23 protein-coding genes and 1 pseudogene are annotated in these 23082 nt (G+C 32.6%); 3 read left to right on the top strand and 21 right to left on the bottom strand.

Features of this window, described 5'->3' with window-relative positions; translation table 11 throughout:
* Positions 1-19 precede the first annotated feature (19 nt).
* Positions 20-1084 carry an NAD(P)/FAD-dependent oxidoreductase gene (locus HMPREF2663_RS10040; RefSeq protein WP_002475034.1) on the top strand — a complete coding sequence of 355 codons (1065 nt, stop codon included), beginning with the start codon at positions 20-22 and terminating at the stop codon, positions 1082-1084.
* Between the two features lie 191 nt (positions 1085-1275).
* On the opposite strand, the gene HMPREF2663_RS10035 is transcribed toward HMPREF2663_RS10040, so the two are convergent.
* Positions 1276-1596 (bottom strand): YuzD family protein, encoded by a 321-nt coding sequence (locus HMPREF2663_RS10035; protein WP_002446032.1) that lies wholly within the window; start codon positions 1594-1596, stop codon positions 1276-1278.
* A gap of 99 nt (positions 1597-1695) precedes the next feature.
* Between HMPREF2663_RS10035 and HMPREF2663_RS10030 the strand changes: the two genes are divergently transcribed.
* Positions 1696-1938, top strand: a complete 243-nt coding sequence (locus HMPREF2663_RS10030; protein ID WP_001831958.1) for a NifU family protein — start codon at positions 1696-1698, stop codon at positions 1936-1938.
* Between the two features lie 292 nt (positions 1939-2230).
* Here the strand turns inward: HMPREF2663_RS10030 and dltD are convergent, their stop codons facing one another.
* From dltD to HMPREF2663_RS09990, 8 genes and pseudogenes are all read right to left on the bottom strand, one after another.
* Positions 2231-3469: a D-alanyl-lipoteichoic acid biosynthesis protein DltD gene (gene dltD / locus HMPREF2663_RS10025; protein WP_002475053.1), complete on the bottom strand. Its 1239-nt coding sequence runs from the start codon at positions 3467-3469 to the stop codon at positions 2231-2233.
* Positions 3466-3702 (bottom strand): D-alanine--poly(phosphoribitol) ligase subunit 2, encoded by a 237-nt coding sequence (dltC, locus tag HMPREF2663_RS10020; protein ID WP_001831996.1) that lies wholly within the window; start codon positions 3700-3702, stop codon positions 3466-3468. Before dltC ends, dltD begins: the two co-directional genes overlap by 4 nt.
* Before the next feature lie 17 nt (positions 3703-3719).
* Complete coding sequence (gene dltB / locus HMPREF2663_RS10015) at positions 3720-4934, bottom strand: D-alanyl-lipoteichoic acid biosynthesis protein DltB (RefSeq protein ID WP_002475036.1); 1215 nt, start codon at positions 4932-4934, stop codon at positions 3720-3722.
* The gene (gene dltA, locus HMPREF2663_RS10010; RefSeq protein WP_002446029.1) at positions 4931-6388 is read right to left on the bottom strand and encodes a D-alanine--poly(phosphoribitol) ligase subunit DltA; all 1458 of its coding nucleotides are present in this window, start codon (positions 6386-6388) and stop codon (positions 4931-4933) included. The genes dltB and dltA overlap by 4 nt, the downstream gene beginning before the upstream one ends.
* Before the next feature lie 15 nt (positions 6389-6403).
* Positions 6404-6550: a teichoic acid D-Ala incorporation-associated protein DltX gene (locus tag HMPREF2663_RS10005; RefSeq protein WP_001831913.1), complete on the bottom strand. Its 147-nt coding sequence runs from the start codon at positions 6548-6550 to the stop codon at positions 6404-6406.
* 404 nt (positions 6551-6954) lie between these two features.
* Positions 6955-7925 (bottom strand): annotated as a pseudogene (locus HMPREF2663_RS10000) (2-hydroxyacid dehydrogenase).
* Positions 7926-7966: 41 nt separating this feature from the next.
* Entirely contained in the window at positions 7967-8746 is a 780-nt protein-coding gene (locus tag HMPREF2663_RS09995; RefSeq protein WP_002446027.1) for a TIGR01457 family HAD-type hydrolase, read from the bottom strand.
* A complete protein-coding gene (locus tag HMPREF2663_RS09990; protein ID WP_002446026.1) occupies positions 8746-9180 on the bottom strand; it encodes a DUF86 domain-containing protein in 435 nt (144 codons plus the stop codon). Before HMPREF2663_RS09990 ends, HMPREF2663_RS09995 begins: the two co-directional genes overlap by 1 nt.
* 118 nt (positions 9181-9298) lie before the next feature.
* Here HMPREF2663_RS09990 and HMPREF2663_RS09985 point away from each other — a divergent pair, with 118 nt between their 5' ends.
* A complete protein-coding gene (locus HMPREF2663_RS09985) occupies positions 9299-9565 on the top strand; it encodes a DUF3055 domain-containing protein (RefSeq protein ID WP_002490735.1) in 267 nt (88 codons plus the stop codon).
* A gap of 59 nt (positions 9566-9624) precedes the next feature.
* Here HMPREF2663_RS09985 and HMPREF2663_RS09980 read toward each other — a convergent pair whose 3' ends face one another.
* From HMPREF2663_RS09980 to sufC, 12 genes are all read right to left on the bottom strand, one after another.
* On the bottom strand, positions 9625-10014 hold the full coding sequence (locus tag HMPREF2663_RS09980) for a YutD family protein (RefSeq protein ID WP_002446025.1): 390 nt from the start codon (positions 10012-10014) through the stop codon (positions 9625-9627).
* Between the two features lie 185 nt (positions 10015-10199).
* On the bottom strand, positions 10200-11114 hold the full coding sequence (gene lipA, locus HMPREF2663_RS09975) for a lipoyl synthase (protein ID WP_001831979.1): 915 nt from the start codon (positions 11112-11114) through the stop codon (positions 10200-10202).
* Between the two features lie 87 nt (positions 11115-11201).
* Positions 11202-12521, bottom strand: coding sequence for a bifunctional metallophosphatase/5'-nucleotidase (locus tag HMPREF2663_RS09970; RefSeq protein ID WP_070593312.1), 1320 nt, complete (start codon positions 12519-12521; stop codon positions 11202-11204).
* 85 nt (positions 12522-12606) lie between these two features.
* Positions 12607-13434 carry a sulfite exporter TauE/SafE family protein gene (locus HMPREF2663_RS09965; RefSeq protein ID WP_070846353.1) on the bottom strand — a complete coding sequence of 276 codons (828 nt, stop codon included), beginning with the start codon at positions 13432-13434 and terminating at the stop codon, positions 12607-12609.
* A 12-nt stretch (positions 13435-13446) separates the two neighbouring features.
* Positions 13447-14295, bottom strand: coding sequence for a DUF72 domain-containing protein (locus tag HMPREF2663_RS09960; RefSeq protein WP_002446022.1), 849 nt, complete (start codon positions 14293-14295; stop codon positions 13447-13449).
* 367 nt (positions 14296-14662) lie between these two features.
* Positions 14663-15688 (bottom strand): hemolysin family protein, encoded by a 1026-nt coding sequence (locus tag HMPREF2663_RS09955; RefSeq protein WP_002490748.1) that lies wholly within the window; start codon positions 15686-15688, stop codon positions 14663-14665.
* An 822-nt stretch (positions 15689-16510) separates the two neighbouring features.
* A complete protein-coding gene (locus tag HMPREF2663_RS12915) occupies positions 16511-16684 on the bottom strand; it encodes a hypothetical protein (RefSeq protein WP_002475038.1) in 174 nt (57 codons plus the stop codon).
* A 550-nt stretch (positions 16685-17234) separates the two neighbouring features.
* On the bottom strand, positions 17235-18632 hold the full coding sequence (sufB, locus tag HMPREF2663_RS09945) for a Fe-S cluster assembly protein SufB (protein WP_002446019.1): 1398 nt from the start codon (positions 18630-18632) through the stop codon (positions 17235-17237).
* 205 nt (positions 18633-18837) lie between these two features.
* Complete coding sequence (gene sufU, locus HMPREF2663_RS09940; RefSeq protein WP_001831954.1) at positions 18838-19302, bottom strand: Fe-S cluster assembly sulfur transfer protein SufU; 465 nt, start codon at positions 19300-19302, stop codon at positions 18838-18840.
* On the bottom strand, positions 19292-20533 hold the full coding sequence (locus HMPREF2663_RS09935) for a cysteine desulfurase (RefSeq protein ID WP_070593318.1): 1242 nt from the start codon (positions 20531-20533) through the stop codon (positions 19292-19294). The genes sufU and HMPREF2663_RS09935 overlap by 11 nt, the downstream gene beginning before the upstream one ends.
* A gap of 67 nt (positions 20534-20600) precedes the next feature.
* Positions 20601-21908 carry a Fe-S cluster assembly protein SufD gene (gene sufD, locus HMPREF2663_RS09930; RefSeq protein WP_002446017.1) on the bottom strand — a complete coding sequence of 436 codons (1308 nt, stop codon included), beginning with the start codon at positions 21906-21908 and terminating at the stop codon, positions 20601-20603.
* Positions 21909-22002: 94 nt separating this feature from the next.
* Positions 22003-22764 carry a Fe-S cluster assembly ATPase SufC gene (gene sufC / locus HMPREF2663_RS09925; RefSeq protein WP_002446016.1) on the bottom strand — a complete coding sequence of 254 codons (762 nt, stop codon included), beginning with the start codon at positions 22762-22764 and terminating at the stop codon, positions 22003-22005.
* Positions 22765-23082 lie beyond the last annotated feature (318 nt).

Genomic DNA, 23082 nt, shown 5'->3' with positions numbered 1-23082 from the left:
AACAAAGGGGTATAAATCAATGAAAAACTTAGTATTACTAGGCGGGGGCTATGGTAATATGCGAATTATGTCGCGCATTTTACCTCATTCAATTCCTGAGGGATATCACTTAACTTTAATCGACCGCATGCCATTCCACGGTTTAAAACCAGAATTTTATGCACTTGCAGCAGGAACTAAATCTGACAAAGAGGTGCGAATCCAATTTCCAGATAGCAGTAAAATTAATACGGTTTATGGGGAAATCAATGATATAGATTTGGACGAACAAATGATAACAGTTGGAAATTCAAAAATAGATTATGACGAACTTATCATTGGTCTAGGGTGTGAGGATAAATATCATAATGTCCCTGGTGCTGAAGCATATACTCATAGCATTCAAACATTATCTAAATCGCGTGATACGTACCATAGAATTAGCGAATTACCTAAAGGGGCACGTGTAGGTATCGTTGGGGCAGGTTTAAGTGGCATTGAATTAGCGAGCGAACTACGTGAAAGTCGATCAGACTTGGAAATTTTATTATATGATAGAGGGCCTCGAATTTTAAGGAATTTTCCTGAGAAACTAAGTAAATACATATCCAATTGGTTTTCTAAACACAATGTTACTGTAGTACCCAATTCAGTCATCGACAAAGTTGAACCTGGAAAAATTTATAATAATGGTAAACCAGAGAATATTGATTTAGTCGTTTGGACAGCAGGCATACAACCTGTTGAAATTGTGCGTAATCTTCCTATCGATATGAGTACCACTGGACGCGTGATTATTAATCAGTACCATCAAGTCCCAACCTATAGAAATGTCTATGTCGTAGGTGACTGTGCTAATTTACCACATGCACCCAGCGCTCAACTAGCAGAACTACAGGGTGAACAGATTGCTGAGGTGTTGAAGAAGCAATGGAATAACGAACCACTTCCAGATAAAATGCCTGAAATTAAAGTACAAGGCTTTTTAGGCTCTTTAGGTGACAAACAAGGTTTTGCTTATATCATGGATCGAACAGTTACCGGACGACTGGCTTCTATTTTAAAATCAGGTGTTCTGTGGCGCTATAAATATCATAATGGTTAATAAATAAAGAACCTAGGACACTTACATTTTCCTAGGTTCTTTATTATTAATCACAAACAATGACAGAATTGAAAAGTTATTCTTCTCAATAAAAGATGTAGCCGAAAATGAAGAATTTCAACGGAAAATAACACAGACAATGTCAATTGAGGCACATGGTTAGTATGAGTATTGTCCCCCTTCTTTTAATCTTACGTGGTAAAATATGATTCAATAAAACGGGTTATTTGTTTATATTGTATGTAACCATCTGCTACATATTCATCATTCATCGTAACTAATGGGTAAAACAACTCATCTTCATTAATTCTTTCTATAAATTGCATATCATGATCAGTTAAATTTTCAGTATCATTTCGTATGTCAATATATGTAAATTCAAAATGATGTTGAGGAAACTTTCTTAAAAGTAATGCTTGAAGCCATTGATAAGTATCTATAGAAGTAGGTGCATTTACACAACTCGCACAAACGACTTCTGCTCCATATACGACAACACTAATTTTAGTCATTAAAATCCCCTATCTTGTTTTATAGATTTTTACTACTTTATCTATTATAATGTAATAATAATGATTATGAAATAATTGCTCTGAAAGGAGACATGTCACATGCCTACTGAGAATCCAACAATGTTTGATCAAGTAGCAGAAGTTATAGAACGTTTGCGTCCATTTTTACTACGAGATGGTGGCGATTGTACGCTTGTAGATGTTGAAGATGGTATAGTTAAACTACAATTACACGGCGCTTGCGGAACATGTCCTAGTTCTACAATAACCTTAAAAGCTGGCATCGAGCGTGCGCTTCATGAAGAAGTTCCAGGTGTAATAGAAGTAGAACAAGTATTCTAATATATCCCTATATATTTATAAACCTAGGACTCATAGTAACGTCCTAGGTTTTTTTAATTTGATAGAAATGAATAAATGAAATCATAGCGCACTAATATTAACCCTATGATGCTATATAAACAATAAAATGCTTAGGATACAAAATATTGTTCCTAAGCATTTTATATACTGGCTATCAAAGATAGAAATGAATAATACTTTACATCGAGGTGTTTCCCTTACAAATCTCGTTACACGGGATGAACAACGAATTCTGTACCTAGTTCACCTAATTTTATTTCGGTTAATAATATTATTTGTTGCCTTGATGTTGATCATCTTGACGACCTTTGTGATGTTTGTGTGGTGGTTTATTTTTAGAATAATCGACTTCATGATTTTTAGGTGCATGACCATCCATATGTCTTGCGATTTGCTGGTCGACATAAACCCAACCTTTCCATCCAATATGAACAGCATCACTAATTACGTACTTTTCATAGTCCTTGTTTGTCAAATCATAAATTTTTCCACCATTATCAACTACTGTTGAATGAATCTTTTTATATACAGCTTCACGTCTATCTTTTTTGATACCTATATGATCATACCATCTTCCATTTGAAGGTATACTAACATATTGTACATCAGCTCCAGCAGCATGTAGCGTTTGCACTAATAGTTTTAAATCTTGGAACTCAGGTGAGTTAATGTTGAACTCATAATCCCTTTTGATTTTACGCTTGTTTTGTTTTATCAATTTCCAATATGGATCTCTTATATCATATTTATTAGATTGAGTATTTGCTTTGCCTATATCGACAGCTTTATGTTTCATTTCATCCCATGAAGCATCTTCTCTTGTTGCCGGTTTTACTTCTGCTAAAGGTGGCTTAGTGAATGAGAATAATGATTTAATAGCTTCAATCTTAGTTAATTGATTTTCTTTAAATGAAGAAATGTAGTTTCCAGAGACATCATCAGGGCGTTTTGCTTGTTCTCTAAGGTATGACTTATTGTGTGCATGCGGAAACTGTAACAATCTTTGTGCATACCGTTTCTTCAAATTAGCTGGCATATCTTTTTGATTAAACATCTGATTGATTTGACTTTGTGACATACGAGCATCAAAGTTTTGATTTGTTAATCCATGATTCGTAAACCATTGTGGAGAAATAATAAATGTAAATTTCTTTCCTTTTAAATTGTCGTATTGCGCTGCAAGTTCAACTGCATTAATTAAATCTGTCGAACCTCCCGCACCAATAAGGAACGTTTCTTTACTAGCATTTTGTTTATTTAGCGCTATACCTGGATTAAAAGGATCATCCTTTTCCAGTTCACTGGAACCATAAATCGGGTAATACTTATTTGACTCGAATAATTTATTTTGAATGAGCGTGCCTTTTAAAACTTGATCAGTTAAAGAAATTCTATTATCAGCTAACGTCTTATTTGTCACAAGACCAGTAAACCAACTTGCTGGTAAAAATAAAAATATAATAAATATGACGCCGCTGATTATAATGGGTAAGAATGGTTTCAGTTTCATCGTAACTCTTCTAAAGCTTCTACAATTTTATTAGGAGTTGCCCACTCATCTCTATCAAAGTCCATAATTGACACTTCAATATCCAATTTATTTTGAATTTCTAAAAGTAAACCTACAGTTTGAAATGAATCAATAATACCTTCTTCAAAGATTTCTACATCTGGGTTTTCCTTCACAATGTTATTTTCAGCTACTTCTGCTAATAAATCTAATACTTGTTCTCTAAATTCCATAATTAATTACTCCTTTATTAAATAAATTTGCCTGAGAAAATTAAGAATCCGAAAGTTACAAAATGGAAGGTAATGATAATACTTATAGCTGTAGTGAAACCATTTTGCCAACGTGGTGGATGCTTTTTACGCCAACGCTCATAATAACCATAACCTATGAATAACGCTGCGTGGTATAATCCATATACAATGTAATATACTTCTAGACCATGCCATACTCCCATTATGAAAAAGTTTAAAAAGAACGCTACATTTGACATTGCAAATTGACTTTTTAATAACTTCTTACGTGACATGTAGAATAAAGATCTCATATAGATACAATCTCTAAACCAGAAAGATAGAGTCATATGCCATCTATTCCAGAAATCTTTAATATTTTTGGCTTTAAACGGTTGTTTAAAGTTAGGCGGCGTCTTAATACCATATAAATAACTCACTGCAATCGCGAATAAACTGTATCCTGCAAAATCAAAGAATAAATATAAGCTATAGGCGTACATATATAGCCACATATGAGTAAACCCATGTAGGTTAAGTTGTAAAGGATTAACAGCGTATGTCTGAATCAAATACGCAATAATATATTTATATAAGAACCCTAACATAATCATATGAATTGCTTTGATAACAAGCTCTCTGTACTCTGCACCACTAGGTACTTTCTTATCATCTTTCACATAACGTTTATATCTATCAATAGGTCCAGATGAAATGGTTGGGAAGAAAGAAATGAATTGTATCAATTTCCCTACTTTGATTTCTTTAATAGAACCATCACGAATCTCCATAATTAATTGAACACTTTTGAAAGTGACGTACGAGATACCTAAAAATCCTACAAATTCAATTAATTTACTTTCATGGAAGTGAATTTGATGTCCACCTAACCATGAACTCTGTAATATCTTAACAATTGCTAGAGGGAGAATAGACAATACCATAATTGTTACAAATTTTGTAAATGTATTCTTCCTTTGTCGTGATTGATAGTAGTACATAATGAGGGCAACCTGCCATATGACATAAATAATAAAACAAAAAAGTTGTGCACTTAGATATTTTTGCCCTAACAGATTATGTTTATCTGATGCAAATATAATGACAATCATGATTGCTGTACTTATACCATTGTAAATATAACTTCGCTTACCTAAGAATCCAAGTATTATCACAGGTATAAGAACGATAAATGCAATTAAGAAAAATGTAAATGTGCCATAAGGTATCATCCGTTTACAACCTCGGCAATTTTCTTACGATCTAATTTACCATTTAATGTGAGTGGTAGTCGTTCCATCCATTCGAACTTTCTAGGAATCATATATTCTGGTAAGCGTGATTTAAGTTCGTGTTTAATTTGAGTTGTCATTGCTAAATTATCTTCTACAGATTCAGTAGGTACTACTGCTCCTATTAAATGTACGACCTTTCCATTTTTATAAACCGGCACAACAACAGCCTCTCTTACATGTTTTGACTGGCGTAATTGTGTTTCAATTTCCTCTAGTTCCATACGATAACCATTTAGTTTAATTTGGAAATCAATACGTCCTTGAATAAACCACAATCCATCTTCAATTTTAGCTTTATCCCCAGTATGATATGTTCTGACACCGTCTTCAAAATTAAATACTGCGGCTGTCTTTTCTTCATTCTTTAAATAACCTAAACTGACGCTTTGCCCCTCAATGACAAGTTCTCCTTCTTCAGTAGCAAATAATCTTGTACCAGGTCTAGCCACACCAACTGGTAAAGGATTATATTGATTTAAAATTTCTTCTGTGATTTGTATACTTGTGACTGCAACAGTAGCTTCAGTTGGTCCATATGTGTTATAAATCATTGAATTCGGAAATCTTTCAACTAAGACTTTAGCTGTTTTATGCGGTAAAATTTCCCCACAGAAAAAGAATTGCTTTAAGCTATTATATTGTTGTTCATTTAAATTAGGTAATAATAAACACATTTCTATAAAAGAAGGCGTAGAAACCCAAACATTCATCGGTGTTTGAACTAACATTTCGTTCAATAGTTTAGGTTTTTTGATCATATCTTTATCAACAAGATTTAAAGTACCACCTGATGTTAAACAAGGATAGATTGCCATTACTGATAAATCAAACGAAAATGGCGCTTGATTTAACCATTCTTTACCAGTACCAGTTTTATTTAAAGATACCATCCATTCTGCGAATTCATTTAAACTTGCATATTCAATTTGTACACCTTTAGGTTCTCCCGTAGACCCTGAAGTAAAAATTGTATATACTACATCGTTTTGCTTCATTTGACTATCAAAGACAATTGGATATTGTGAATCCTGAATATCGCTAACCTTAAGCACTTGTGCATTTGTCTGTTCCAAAGTCTCATCTGAAGTATTGAAAATGATTTCCGGTTGTACTTTATCAATAATCATATTGACACGTTCTTTTGGAACAGAAGTATCGATAGGAACATAACCGCAACCGGATTTAATCGCTCCAATCATACCAACAATCATGTAAGGTGACATGTGACCATATAAAATCATTGGCTTTTTACTATCTTGTAATAGATGTGCTAACTTACTTGATTCTTCATCAAGTTGCTTATATGTTAGCTCATCATTTGTATGTCTAACCGCAACTGCTTCAGGTTGTTCCTGAACAAAGTGGTTTAGAATATTAATTAAGTCTGCCATAACTACTCTCCCTCATTAGAATTCATTATAAATGAAGTTGTTTTGTGTATCACCACTACCATAAATTAAATACAGCGCTATAAAAATAGCTAAATATAACAAAGTGATTAAGTAAGGCTTCATTTTATCAAAATATTTGTTAGAAGGCTCTTTTCCTTTCATTTTTAAATAGCACCTCTCAAACTCTAACTATTATTAATCGTAAATCTTCTCAATGTTCTTATATTAAATCATGTACTATGAACCTTAATCATTACTAATAGACATCAAGTAATACAATATACATTTTATAATTTAATTTTACAATTCATTATATCTTTGTTTCAAATATAATTCAATTCAAATTTTATGTCTTCATTAAAATTGTATTGAAATTTTTACATATTCAAATCATATGTCAACGACTCAATTAGAAATGGTTCTCTCTTTTTAAGAACAACATTATTTTAATTCTAAAGCCATGATTAGACAATTACAGTGGGTATAACAAAATTGTTAGTTTTATCAAATAAAAAAATTCACGTTATCACATTCAATTGATGGAATATGACTAACGTGAATAAATTTTAAATGTGTAAAGGGGTTACAGGGGTTAGTGGTGCATCATTATTTAATACTGCTTTAATATTATCTATACAAAGTTGTACCATTCGATTTCTAGTGACTTGAGATGAACTTCCTATGTGAGGTAACACCACAGCGTTAGGTAATTTCAGTATTGGATGGTCAGGTTGAATAGGTTCTTGACGCATAACATCTAAACCACAGGCTTGTATCTCATGATTTTTTAATGCTTCTAAAAGTGCTTCCTCATCTACAATTGCACCTCTTCCAATATTAATGAAGACAGCATCATTTTTCATTTTATTAAAAGCTCGATTATCAAATTGATTCTCAGTTTCCTTTGTTAAAGGTGCTGTGCAAATAATAAAATCACTTTGTTCAAGTAAAGAGTTAAATGTTACATATGTAGCATTTAACTCACTTTCAGCAATTAAATCACGTTTGCGGTTGTGATATATTATCCGTGCATCAAACCCTTGTAAGCGACGTGCAAACGCTTTTCCTATATCACCCATTCCAAAAATACCAACAGTTGCACCGTATACATCTTTTCCTGATAATAAGTATGGTCCCCAACTTTTCCACTTACCCTCTTGAATATATGAAGTCGCTTCTATGATTCTACGGGCTACAGTAAGCATCAATGTAAACCCTAGTTCGGCAGTTGTCTCTGTCAGTACGTGAGGTGTATTAGTAACAACTACACCATGTTTCTTTGCTAATGTAATATCAATATTATCAAAACCTACAGCCATATTAGCAATCACTTTAAGTTGTTGTGCCCTGAGAAATACTTCTTCATCAATATGCTCACTCAATGTGATCACACATGCTGTTGCATCTTCAACGTTAGCAAGAAATGACTCTCTAGACATGGGCGTTAAATCGTGTTCCCACATGACAACTTGTCCTATTTTTTAAGTTGTTCAACGTAGTGTTGTGGAATTTGACGTGTTACGAGTATTTTATTCATATGCACACCTCTATTAATTTCAAAACAGATAGATGATAATTTTATTTTTCTAATTCTGCAATAGCCACATTTAAATCTTTAAATGAATACGTAGGCGGTATTTCTTTAGATTGAATATCTTCATACGTACTCACACCAGTTTGAACATGTATCGTATCAATACCCACGTTAATACCTGACATAATGTCTGTGTCATATAAATCACCAACCATTGCAACTTCTGATTTTTCTAATCCAAGTATATCTAAAGACTTAGACATTATAATTGTTTCAGGTTTACCAATAAACTCTGGCTGAATGCCGGTAGAGACGCTGACCACACTCGTAATAGCACCATTACCAGGTAAAAAACCTCTCTCTTTAGGTATGGATACATCTGGATTGGTAGATATAAATTTAGCTCCATTACGTACAGCTAATGTTGCAATTGATAATTTTTCATATGTGACCTTTTCGTCTAAACCAATAACTACATAATCAACATGTTCATCGTTTTTTATTGAAAGCCCTGCATCAGTTAGTGCAGTTTTAAGTCCATGGCCACCAATCATATATACAGTTGCATTAGGATGCTGTTCAGAGATATAATCCGCTGTTGCCAATGCTGACGTTACAACTTCATCTGGTTTAGCATCAATATGCATCTCACGTAATTTCTCAGTAACTTGAACAGGTGTCTTTGTAGAATTATTAGTTACATATAGATGAGGGATATGATTATTATTTAAATAATCTATAAATTGTGCGGCACCGTCAATTTCCTCTGTGCCTTTATACATTGTCCCATCTAAATCGATTAAGTATGCCTGATAATGTTTCACTAGTTATTCTCTCCTTTTCCAAATGCGGTAATTGGTACATTTTCATTTTCTAAAAATTGTCCTACTTCTTGAATAAATTGCTTATAGTATGGTAGTGCATCATCAAATAACGGCTCAATTTTATTCATATTTAAATCGATATAGTGATGTGCAAACTGTTTTCTAACATCAATAGTTCGATTGATATGTGATTGTGTTTCTTTTGAAATAACATTTTCCAATTCTAAAATATCTATTACATCTTTATAATTACCAGGATCTCTTAAAATAAACCCATCTATAATCATATTGCCGATATCTACAGAAGATTCAATTAACATTTGGCCAATTCGTTCAAAAGCATATGGATTCCTTTTATTATCATTGTAATCTTCAGTGAGCTTTTGTAAGTAAGTGATTTTCTGAGTTAGTTTATCTTTATCTACGAAATACATTCGCTTGTCACCTCTTCATACATCTAATAAATTAATCATACCATAGTTTTGCAGTCATCATCATTTGTCGTTATACTTAAATATAATAGTTTTCGCAATGTAAAGGAGCGTCAGAGATATGATAGATATGTATTTATATGATGATGAAGAACAAAGCCAAGTACGGTTCGTCGGCTTTGTTGGTGAGCATAGTCGCTACGACTTAATGCTTGTACAAACAGATAGACACTACGGTAAAACTTTAGTTTTAAATATGCAGACTAATCAATTTGGCATTATAGGTTCAGATGATATAGAAGAAGAAGGTTACATTTCTCATATATTAGGAGTATCAAAGGAAGAAGCGGATGAAATTATTGAATATTTAAATGAGGTTATTCAATAGAAGCGTTATGTTATAAAAGTCCACTTAAATTGAGATGACGCTCTCAACTTAGTGGACTTTTATTGATCTATAGCTCGGGTATGTTTTTCTGTGTCTTGAATAGTAGGTTGAATCTTAACATCATGTAATTTATCAATGATATCTTCTTTATCATCCATTTCTTCAATAAATTCATTTGGTGACAAACGTCTGACAACAAAATAAGGACAACCAAAATTACAATATTCTAATATATAATCTTGTATACTTGAAAACCGTTTACTTATTTCTGCCTTTTTATTACTATCTTTATAAAATCCTTTTAAGCGTAATTGATCGTAACCATAATCACCTACGACATAATCATATTTATCTAATATATCCGAATACCTAGCAGAAAATATTTCCTCATCAAAACATTCTCTATATTCTTCTATCAATTCAAAATATTGTTGGTCGACTTTAATCATATTTTCACCTTACAAAAAATGAAATAGAGGCAATAAGCATCAAAAATGCCATAAATCACTTACCGATATCTTCAATACACACATTTATTAAAAATATAATGAAATTTTATGTATCACATAAATTATAGATACTCGATAAGCGAGGCACTTATGCCTCTATTTTTAATAGTTTAAAAAATTATTACTTAATTGAGTTGTTCTTCACCTTGGCGTTGTTTCTCTTTAGCCGCTTCATTCACTTGTTCATCAGCATGATACGAACTTCTTACTAAAGGTCCTGCTTGACAATGTTTAAATCCTTTTTCCATTGCAATCTTTCTCATTTTACCAAATTCTAATGGCGTATAATATTTCTCAACTTTCAAATGTTTTCGAGACGGTTGTAAATATTGACCTATAGTTAAGATATCAACATCATTAGCGCGTAAATCATCCATCGTTTCATAAATTTCTTCCATCGTTTCACCTAGACCAACCATCAAACTAGATTTTGTTGGAATATCAGGTTGCAATTCTTTAGAACGACGTAAAAATTGTAAAGTTCTATCGTAAGTTGCTCGAGCTCTAACTCTTGGTGTTAAGCGACGAACCGTTTCAATGTTGTGATTAAGAATGTCTGGTCTAGAAGCCATTAATGTTTCAAGGGCTTCATAATCGCCACCCATGTCAGATGGTAAAATTTCTATTGTTGTAAATGGATTTCTTTCTCTTACTTTGCGTACTGTTTCTGCATACACATTTGAACCTTGATCTCTTAAATCATCACGTGCAACAGCAGTAATTACAACATGTTTTAAATTCATTAATTCTACTGATTCTGCAACTCGTTCTGGTTCATTTAAATCTAATTCATTAGGCAAACCCGTTTTTACTGCGCAGAATCGACATGCTCTTGTACATACTGCCCCTAAAATCATAAATGTAGCTGTACGACGCGCACCCCAACATTCGTGAATATTCGGACATTTAGCTTCTTCACACACTGTGTGTAAATTTTTCTCACGCATCATTTTCTTAAGACCAGTATAATTATCGTTTGTGTTAAGCTTAATCTTTAACCAATCCGGTTTACGTAAAATTTCTTCATTTCTAGTCGCCATAACAACGCATACCCTCCTGTTTAATATATCTTCGTTTATTATAACATATCGGTATTAACATTAAATTAAAATTCAATATACGCTTTTTTATAATTTTAGTAATTTCTCTTTAAAAATATCACGTAAAAATTCAGGCATAATATAATCTATAGATAACCCCTTTAACAGTGGGAAATATCTTCCAAAAGTATACATATCAACAGTACCTAACGTATATTGTTTATCATTTTGAATCTCTTCATCGCCTATAAAATAACGCTCTTCTGACTCAATAAAGCCAAGATTATATAAAATATATCCTCCAAAGATATCCCCTCTAAAACCAAGACCTTGTGCATGTTCGTGCATATATTCTTGCTTTTGGCTTTTTTGAATCACTTGCTTTAATTGTTTGCCAGTTAATCGAACCCTTACAATATTGATTGGATGGGGTAACATGCGATGTATATCATATTCCGTCACTTTATCAGCTTCAATGCCTTTTACTATAAGTCCAGCATTTACGATTGCACAATCAGCGCTTGAAAACTCATATACACTCTCAGCCAGTAAATAGGATGTTCTAGTAATAACATCTGTTCTTTTGACTAAGTTCACATGATGATTAACTACTGGTTTACTTAGAAGTGCTCTTCCTTGTTCTTCAAAATGTGTCTCGACTAAAGGAAGTGTTTCAATAGGATGAATTTTGGCGATTTTATCAACGATTTTTCCATTTTCAATCGTGATATTAACTTCACCTAAATAATAGCCATATTTTCCTGCAGCTGCCATCAAAACACCATTATTTATTTCTCCATGTTCAAAATGATGGTGTGTATGACTACCAAAGATAACATCTATTTCCGGAATCTCTTGGCATAACTTTTCATCAAAAAAGATACCGACATGGCTCATAACCATCAAAAGATCATATTCACCTTGATGTGCATTGATTTCATCTTTGATTGCCGCTAGTGGATCAGTAACAATCCAATCCAGTGCTCGATAAAAAGGTGTGAACGGCGCCGTTGCTGCAACAAATAAAATACGCGTTCCTTTTATTTCTTTGATATACGAAGAGGCAATATGATGTGGAAGATGTCCCTCTTCATCTATGACATTCGTGCAAATCACTTTAAAATTCGCATCGTTATATAGATTTTGTAAAGCATCATGAGAAATTGTCATTCCTTCATTATTTCCAATGGTTGCAATATCACAATGTGCTTCATTTAAAAGTTCTATATTTTTATGTCCTACCGTAGCTTCTGTCACAGGTGCTGATAAATCAACATGATCACCTATATCTATATAGAGTGAGGGATGTTCAAGTTGCGGTCTATGTTTTGCCATATAAGCTTGAATACGAGCATATTCATTTAAATGACTATGAATATCATTCGTGTGATATATTGTTAATTCCATAACATGATCCCCCTCTTTAAAATTTATATACTTAATTGTACTTTAGCATTAAAGAACAAAGTCTCAAAGCATAACTACTTCACTTTTAAATAAAAGATTTAATGATTAAATATACCCCCATGATAAGCATTACTGTTCTCAATAACATCACAACTGTGTCGGATTTCATAGATCGATTGACCCTTACACCTATTTGTGCACCTATCACACTTGAAATAATGAGAATGATGGAATATCCCCAAGCCACATGTCCTTGAAGGATATGCCCTATCGAACTCATCACACTTGAAAAGAAAATCATCATCATACTTGTGCCTACTGCAACATGTGGTGGAAATCTAAAGACGATGAGCATAAGAGGGGTCATCAATGCACCTCCACCTATGCCAAACAGCCCTGTTAATATCCCAAGAAATAACGTTGTTATAAAAGCAAACAGAGGAGGGACACTATAACGGTATGTTTTCCCTTCAGCATCAACATATGTACGCGCATACTTAGGTTTGTCAAAAATTTTAAAAGGTTTTATTTTGTGACGAATCATCAGTAATATCGACACAAATATCATAAACACGCCAAAGTATAAGTTAAATGAATCAAGTGTAAGGTATCTACTTAAAAAAGAACCAACCAAAGATCCAGGTAGTAGCCCAAATAGAAATATCGAGCCGTTTTTTATATCTACTTGTTTGGTTTTTAAATATCCTAATGAGGAAGATAGTCCAGTAACAATCAGAATAACTGAAGAAGTACCTATTGCAATTTGCGTCGTAATACCATGTAGAAGATGATGGTTTACGCCTAAATAAACAAGTGTGGGGACGATGATGATTCCACCACCAATACCAACGATAGATCCTAAAATCGCTGAAAATCCCCCTATTAATATTAATAGAATAATTGTTAATAACATGACATTCGCCTCTTAAAATAGTTTTAATTGTTGTGGTGCTAAACCTTCATAATCAATGTCTAAAATATTTTGATACTTTTTAGCATTATTAGCTGCATGACCGCCAGAATTATTATTAAAAATAACGTATACTTTCTTAGCCTTTTGATTAAGTATTTCGACTTTACGAGCCAAGTCAGCTAACTCTTCCTCGCTATAATCATATAAATATCTTACATCTCGCCATTCTTGATCAGTCATATCTTTTTTAGTCCAACCATAATGATTACGTCCATGATAACGTACAAAAGCAATATCACTAGTAATCCTATTTACTAAAGGAATGCTCCCCTCTTTAATTTGAGGTTCATCTACCACTGCATGAATGATTTGATGTTGTGTTAAGAAAGATAAAGTTTGCTCTTTATATTGATTGTCAAACCATGATTGATGTCTAAATTCAATGCTCATCGGAATATCACTTAATTGTTTTCTCACATATAAGATGTAATTTATATTTTGAACGTTACAATCAAACCAGGGTGGGAATTGTACGAGCACCATCGCCAATTTATTATGCTCTTTTAACGGATTAATCATTTCTTTAAACTGTTTAAATAATACATCTCTCGACTCTGCATAATCTCTATAGTCAGCATGTAATGTTAATGCTTGATGAATTTTAACGACGAATTGAAATCTATTCGGCGTTTCATTTATCCATTTAATTATATTTCGTTCTGGCTGTATCGCATAATACGAAGCATCCAATTCTACTATCGGGAAATGACTAGCATAAGTTTTTAACTTATCTGTTTTACGCTCTAAATCCTCATATAATGTATCATGGTCACCCCAACCAGTAAGACCTATTTCTATCATATTTATCACCAACAACATGATACCACATTACAATTCATTGATTCACTTGAGTTAAATTAAATTTACATATTCTTTAATATACACATATCTGAAAGTTAAACAAAAACACCTCTTATGGTAAGAGGAAGATACAACCACTTTCAAATATCTTGTATAACCTTAGCAATAAAAACTAAGGTTAATAAAAATTATATTTATCGAGTTTTTCATTCTATTATTGCCTACTAAAATAAAAAAACACCTGGAACATTGTATCATGTCCCAGGTTTTCTATCTTTACAATTTATATCACAGCTAAATTATACAACATCTTAATTGCCCCGCAACTTGTTTGACATTCATAGCCACTATCATTTTTACAACAAAATTAACGATGCATCATGCTTTGCGGAAATTTTTGATGTTTTAATTTATTTTCTTCTTCACGATCCATTTCATCCTCAATATCCATACCAAGTAGCTCTTCTATTAAATCTTCGTGCGATACAATAGCATCCGTACCGCCATATTCATCTAATACAATCGCTAGATGTTTTCGTGAAACGGTCATTTTACGCAATACCCATTCTGCCCTATTATGTTCATTTACAAATAAAGGGCTTGATGCATAATTTGTAATTGCGTCCTCTTTATGTTTACTCCAAGCTAATAAATATTTTGAGTGGAATACACCGATGATATCATCTATATCTTCATCATATACTGGATATCTAGTATATGGATTATTCATCACTGTATCATAAGCTTCGTCATATTTTACATCCTTTGAAAAAGCTACAACATTAATACGGGGCGTAGTATCAACATCCTTAACTTTCAATTGTTCAAAGTCCATAACGTTTTGAAGTCGAGTATTTTCTATCTCATTAAATGCACCTTCTCTACCCGCAATATTTAATAATGTGCGAATTTCTTCTTTAGAAAATCTTTTTTCAACAGGTTGGCCTCGAGATAGTAAATGATTAATACCATCTGTCATCTTGTTTAATAAAATTGTAATGGGCTTGAGTACAATGACACATATATGAATGATAGGATACACAAGTTTTGAAATTTTATCAGGAAATGTTGCAGCAATTGATTTAGGAATCACTTCAGAAATAAGTATAATCACAATTGTTACAATTGCTGATGCTATTCCCACGTTCACTCCAATATCAATCGCTAAGATTGTCACGAGTGTAGGTAAAATAATATTCGCTACATTGTTACCGATTAATATAGCAGTGATAAACTCACTTGGTTTATCTAATAACTTTGTTAAACCTTGCGCTTTACGATCACCCTTTTTAGCTTCAGTTTGAAACTTAGTGCGATTCGCGGCTGTTAATGCTGTCTCACTACCTGAAAAGAAAAATGAAACAAATATTAATAGTATAATTGCAATAATCATGATGCATTTCTCCTTAAGATTTAGTCCTTATTAATACACTATTTCCCGAGAAATGAGTTATCAAACTTATCATTCATATTGGATTACCACAACGCACGAATATGAAAGAACTAATGTAAAACATTTTTATAGTTTATCGTGGCTTACTCTCGTAAAGTATATCAGTAACTTAACTATTCCTTTTGTTAAAAATTAAACGATTAGCTATGATAATTCATTTCATTTATTGAAGTAAAGAGTTCAGACTTCTAAAAACTACCACTTTAAATACTTTGTAAAAATATAAGAAGTAAAAATCAGCTAAATATATTGTAAAATGAAATTCATGTCGTAATTATCATTAAAATGTTAAATAACACAATGATAAAAAGTGGTTTAATAGTTCTTAAAGAAAATTTTTCCTTTTAATCCATAAAATGAAATCGATGATAAAGTAAGCAATAGAGACTAGCATAACAATTATGATAATAGTTTCTATTCCTTGCAATTCTTTACTTTTAATTTCTGGCACTCTTATAAATATATATGCTAGAAATAACATGATCAAGACAACTATTGATATGTACGACTTGACCCTGGATAATTGAATATTTACTGACATACTCTCGTATTGGTCAAGCGTCAATTTTTCATGTGGGTTATCTATAATCTTTTCTAACTTTTTCATTGTATTGATAATTTTATTACTCATCTTAATATCTTTTTTAGTTATCAGGAATGTAGTAGCTTTACCACCACCCTATAAAGCATCGCTATATCCATCTAATTCTTTTTTCAACTGAACGAATTGTTTAGTTTTCGAATAAGCAGTGTATAACTGCTTTATAAGACCGAGTTTCCTGCTATTAGTGAGCAATCACCCGGTATACCTTTCACTTCTTTTGAAACCATAGTATCTACAGGTGCAATCATATCCAATAAATTTGCATCATCCAAATCATGTTTAGCTTGAAAATCTTTGAAGTCACCCAAAGTAATTTTGATATGCTTATTCAAATCTTTACCATTAACTTCATTATTTGCAATAGCTAGTGTTTCTGTAATATCTTCAATGTTTTTACAGTAGAATCCATTTTATTTAATGAATTGAAATATTAAATGAGATACTAAAAAAAATTTCATAAAAAAGACTCATGATTGATACTCTTATATAAGATGTTATTAACCAATAAAAATAAATATTAGAGCCAATATGAGCTAAAACAATCATAAATTAACTACTCATGCAAGTATAAAGTATTATTAGAAAAGAAAATTATTCTTTTAGAGTTTTTACGAATCAGTTAAACCGTTTGCTTTCAACTATTTATCATAAAATCAAAAGAAATATCATAATTATATTGTTTAAAAAGCTTAAATAAATTATGGAACTCGTAAAAAGAATTATGTTCACTTTTCTAAATTAACTAATTTGAAATAAGCGGATAAGGTATTAACTTCTATTTAATTTTTTCAATGCCACCAACTGAGTTTGACATAAAAATAAAACAACCAGCGAATCACAAACGATTCGTTGGTTGTTAATCATATTATAGTTGATTTAGTATTAACCAATTGAGCCTTCCATTTCAAACTTAATTAAACGGTTCATTTCTACTGCGTATTCCATTGGTAATTCTTTAGTGAACGGTTCAATGAATCCCATAACAATCATTTCTGTCGCTTCTTCCTCAGAAATACCACGACTCATAAGATAGAATAATTGCTCTTCTGATACTTTAGAAACTTTAGCTTCATGTTCTAGAGAAATATTGTCATTGAACACTTCATTATAAGGGATAGTATCTGAAGTTGATTCATTATCTAAAATTAATGTATCACATTCGATGTTTGAACGTGCACCCTTAGCTTTACGTCCAAAATGAACGATACCACGATAAATGACTTTACCGCCATTTTTGGAGATAGATTTAGAAACAATAGTTGAAGATGTATTAGGTGCTTTATGAATCATTTTAGCACCAGCATCTTGAACTTGGCCTTTACCAGCAAATGCAATGGATAGCGTGCTACCTTTAGCACCCTCACCTAAAAGTACACAGTTAGGATATTTCATCGTCAACTTAGAACCTAAGTTTCCATCTACCCATTCCATATTACCATTCTCATGTACAAAGGTACGTTTAGTTACTAAATTATATACGTTGTTGGCCCAGTTTTGGATAGTAGTATATCTTACATGTGCATCTTTGTGTACAATAATTTCAACAACTGCCGAATGTAGTGAACTTGTGGAGTATACAGGTGCAGTACAACCTTCTACATAGTTTACTGATGCACCTTCATCAGCAATAATTAATGTACGTTCGAATTGTCCCATATTCTCAGAGTTAATACGGAAATATGCTTGTAGTGGTGTATCTAATTTAACATTCTTAGGAACATAAATGAATGAACCACCAGACCATACTGCTGAATTTAATGCAGCAAATTTATTATCTGCAGCAGGTACTACAGACGCAAAATATTCTCTGAATAACTCTTCATTTTCACGTAATGCACTATCAGTATCTTTGAAAATAATACCCTTTTCTTCCAATTCTTTCTCCATATTATGATAAACAACTTCTGATTCATATTGAGCAGAAACTCCAGCTAAGTATTTCTGCTCAGCTTCTGGAATACCTAATTTATCAAAAGTACGTTTGATTTCTTCAGGCACTTCATCCCATGAACGTTCAGTATGTTCAGAAGGTTTAACATAATACGTAATATCATCAAAATCTAATTCAGATAAATCTCCACCCCATTGTGGCATTGGCATTTTATAGAATAATTTCAATGCTTTCAAACGGAAATCTAACATCCATTGTGGCTCTTCTTTCATTTTAGAGATTTCTGTTACTATATTTTCCGTTAAACCACGCTCTGATCTAAAAATGGAAATATCTTCGTCATGGAATCCGTATTTATAATCCCCAACATCAGGTGCTTGTTTTGCCATTTTAATCACTCCTTGATTTTATAATTAATAAACGGCATGCGTATAAAAAATTTATTTATATTTATGTTTACTCTATTTTGTTATGCTCTATCATTATGATTTAAACTTTTATGATGTAATACAATCACTGAATTAAACATATGAGGATGTTGATTCAGTATAACAATATATTTACATCATCAAAAGGTATTATAATGTATTAGTTTTAATCTTCTTCAGTTGTACCTTCTGATTTACCTTCTTTTTCGACTGTCCCTTTTTCTAATGCTTTCCATGCAAGCGTTGCACATTTAATTCGAGCTGGGAATTGTGAGACACCTTGAAGTGCCTCAATATCTCCCATTTCTTCAGTAATCTCGTAGTCTTCACCGAGCATCATTTTAGTAAATTCTTGGCTCATTTGCATTGCTTCACCAAGTGAATGACCTTTAACTGCTTCAGTCATCATAGATGCACTAGACATTGAAATTGAACATCCTTCACCTTCAAACTTAGCATCGTTAATGATTCCGTCTTCAATATCAAATGTCAAACGTATGCGATCACCACATGTAGGATTATTCATATCAACAGTCATTGAGCCATTGTCTAAGACACCTTTGTTTCTAGGGTTTTTGTAATGATCCATAATTACAGATCGATATAATTGATCCAAATTATTAAAATTCATAAGAGAAAAACTCCTTCGTTTGTTTCAATGCTTGAACTAATTGATCTACATCTTCTTTCGTATTATAAACGTAAAAACTTGCACGTGCTGTTGAAGAGACACCCAACCATTTCATCAAAGGTTGCGCACAATGATGGCCTGCACGAACTGCAACACCTTCTGTATCAACGGCTGTAGCTACATCATGTGGATGTATATCTTCTAAATTAAAAGTAATGACCCCTGCACGTCTATCTTTTGGTGGACCGTAAATTTCAAGACCATCTATACTTAACATTTGTTCATATGCATATTCTGTCAATTCTTTTTCATGTTGATGAATCGCATTAAAACTTAAATTCTCAATATAACGTATAGCTTCTGCTAGACCTATTGCTTGAGCAATAAGTGGTGTACCAGCCTCAAATTTAGTTGGTAGGTCAGCCCACGTGGCGTCATATTTACTTACGAAGTCTATCATATCTCCACCAAATTCAACGGGTTCCATATTTTGTAATAATTCTCTTTTTCCATATAAGACTCCAATGCCAGTAGGACCTAACATTTTATGTCCACTAAAACTATAAAAATCAGCATCAATATCTTGCATATCTAAAGCCATGTGTGGAGCTGATTGCGCACCATCCACACTTATAACTGCACCATGTTCGTGTGCAATTTTAGCGATAGTTTTAACATCATTAATTGTTCCTAAAACGTTGGAAACGTGAGCGATAGCAACAATTTTAGTTTTATCATTGATGGTTGCTTTTATATCATCTAATTGCAATTCACCATCTTTTGTCATAGGAATAAATTTTAGTGTTGCATTCTTACGTTTAGCTAATTGTTGCCATGGAACAATATTAGCATGATGTTCCATTTCTGTTACAACAATTTCGTCACCCTCACTAATATGAGCATCACCATAACTATGTGCTACGATATTTATTGATGCAGTTGTTCCTCGAGTGAAAATAATTTCTTCAAAGTACTTCGCATTGATAAAACGTCTTACTGTTTCTCTCGCATTTTCATAGCCATCTGTAGCTAATGACCCCAATGTGTGTACACCACGATGAACATTAGAATTATAACGCTTGTAATAATCATCTAGTACATTTAAAACTTGTACAGGTGTTTGACTAGTCGCAGTTGAATCAAGGTATGCTAAACGTTTATTATTTACCTTTTGCTCAAGTATCGGAAAGTCTTTAATGACTGCCTTAACATCAAGAGAATGTTCGGCCATTATAGTCACGACCTTTCTATATATGAGTTTCCCCTCTAGGAGGTATCAATTGAATTAATCTTTGACTTTATTTTGAAACTTTACGCTCAATTACTTCTCTTAGTTGACGTTTTACATCGTCAATCGGTAATTCACGTACTACTGGGTCTAAGAAACCATGTATAACTAAACGCTCTGCTTCAGCTCTTGAAATACCACGGCTCATTAAATAGTATAATTGCTCAGGATCGACACGACCAACTGAAGCTGCATGTCCTGCTTCAACATCATCTTCGTCTATTAAAAGAATAGGATTAGCATCACCACGTGCATTTTCAGATAACATCAAAACACGTGACTCTTGGTTCGCAATAGATTTTGTACCACCATGTTTAATGTAGCCAATTCCATTAAATACAGAAGATGCATTTTCTTTCATAACACCATGTTTCAATATATACCCGTCTGTTTCTTTACCGTATTGAACAATTTTGGAAGTTAAATTTATTTTTTGATCACCTGTACCAACAACAACTGATTTCAATGCACTTGTTGAACGATCACCGTTAAGATTTGTAGTATTATCTATAATTTGGCTACCTTCATTCATCAATCCTAATGCCCAATTGATAGAAGCATCTGCATCTGCAGAACCACGACGAATGATATGACCTGTAAATCCTTTATCTAAATAATCAACTGAACCATATGTGACGTTAGAGTTTGCGCCAGCGATAACCTCTGACACAATATTAAGTTGGTTATCTTCACCACTAGTAGTAGAAAGATAGTTCTCTACATAGGTAACCTCTGCACTTTCTTCTGTAACAATGATGACGTGATTGTAAAAGCTCGCTTGTTCATCATCATGTAAAACAACATACTGTATCGGATGTTCTACAACAGTATTTTTAGGTACATAAACAAAAATACCACCGTTCACTAATGCAGTATGTAATGCTGTTAAACGATGTTCATCAACATTTACTGCTTTAGTCATAAAGTACTTTTGAACTAAATCACTATGATTGACTAGTGCTTCAGATAGACCTTCAATAATCACACCATCATTTTTAGCTTGATCTGATACCTGTGTATATGCCAAATCATTATTATGTTGAATGATTAAATTTTCTGAGTTTTCAACATCAATGATTTCTTTAACAGATTTTGGTAAATCAGTTAATTGATGGTATGAATCTCCTGTTGTATGGTGTTGTTTAAACGTATCAAAATCCCATTTTCTTAATTTCGTTTTATCAGGTTTTGGCATTTCTAAAGTTTCTGTTAATTTCAACGCTTTTTTACGTAACTCTGTCATCCAAGAAGGTTCATTGTGCGCTTTAGAATAATCAACAAGTTGTTCTTCAGAAATGTTCAAAGTTTTAGTTGTCATCACTTTTTCCTCCTACTTGATGAAATAAATTTTACTTCGAATGTTCAGTTTCATCATTTTATGTGAACATCTCAATGCTAATTTTGGAATATGACTATTCAGCAGCACCAAATTCTTCTTTAACCCATTCATAGCCTTCTTCTTCAAGACGTTTAGCTAATTCTGGGCCTCCAGATTTCACAACTTTACCACCATACATCACATGTACTTGATCTGGTGTAATATAATTTAAAAGTCGTTGATAGTGCGTAATCATTAATGCACCAAACTCTTCACCACGCATTTGATTAATACCTTTAGAAACCACTTTTAAAGCATCGATATCCAAACCAGAGTCAATTTCATCTAAAATAGCGAATTTCGGTTCTAACATCATTAATTGTAAAATCTCATTTCGTTTTTTCTCTCCACCAGAGAAACCTTCATTTAAATAACGTTGAGCCATATCTTTATCGATATCTAAAAAGTCCATTTGTTTATCCAATTTCTTGATGAACTGCATTAAATTAATTTCTTGTCCCTCTTCACGTTTCGCATTGATTGCTGAGCGCATAAAATCTGCGTTTGTTACCCCTGTAATTTCTGATGGGTATTGCATAGCTAAAAATAAACCTGCTTTAGCTCTCTCATCAACGTCTAACTCTAAAATATTAACGCCATCTAATAATACTTCACCTTGTGTAACTTCATAACTTGGATGTCCCATAATTGCTGACGATAATGTTGATTTACCAGTACCATTAGGTCCCATAATTGCGTGTATTTCACCAGTATTAATTGTTAAGTTAACACCTTTTAAAATTTCTTTATCCTCGATAGACACATGTAGGTCCTTAATCTCTAATGTTGATGACATTTATATTCCCTCCGTAAAATATAAAGTTTTCTTAACTAGTTTATAATAATTTTAATCTATAGTCAAAAAGACTCATTGAATTTCAATCCACTTCATTATAACGTACTTAGTCGCTAATATAAACTTTTTAAAACACTTATTTAGATTTATTATTTAACAATAATTATTTTTATGTAATCGTTCTGAAATTTTTTAAATGATAATGGCAAGCTCACTTTCTCAATAGCCAATCTTTAGACAAAAAGAAAAATATCCCAAGAAGTTCAAATAATGTGATATTATGCACTTTAACCTTTAAAATTTTCTTGAAAGGAGTTT

The sequence above is a fragment of the Staphylococcus sp. HMSC077D08 genome (assembly GCF_001837945.1).
Lineage (GTDB): Bacteria > Bacillota > Bacilli > Staphylococcales > Staphylococcaceae > Staphylococcus > Staphylococcus epidermidis.
This window is presented reverse-complemented; position numbering and strand designations above follow the sequence as displayed.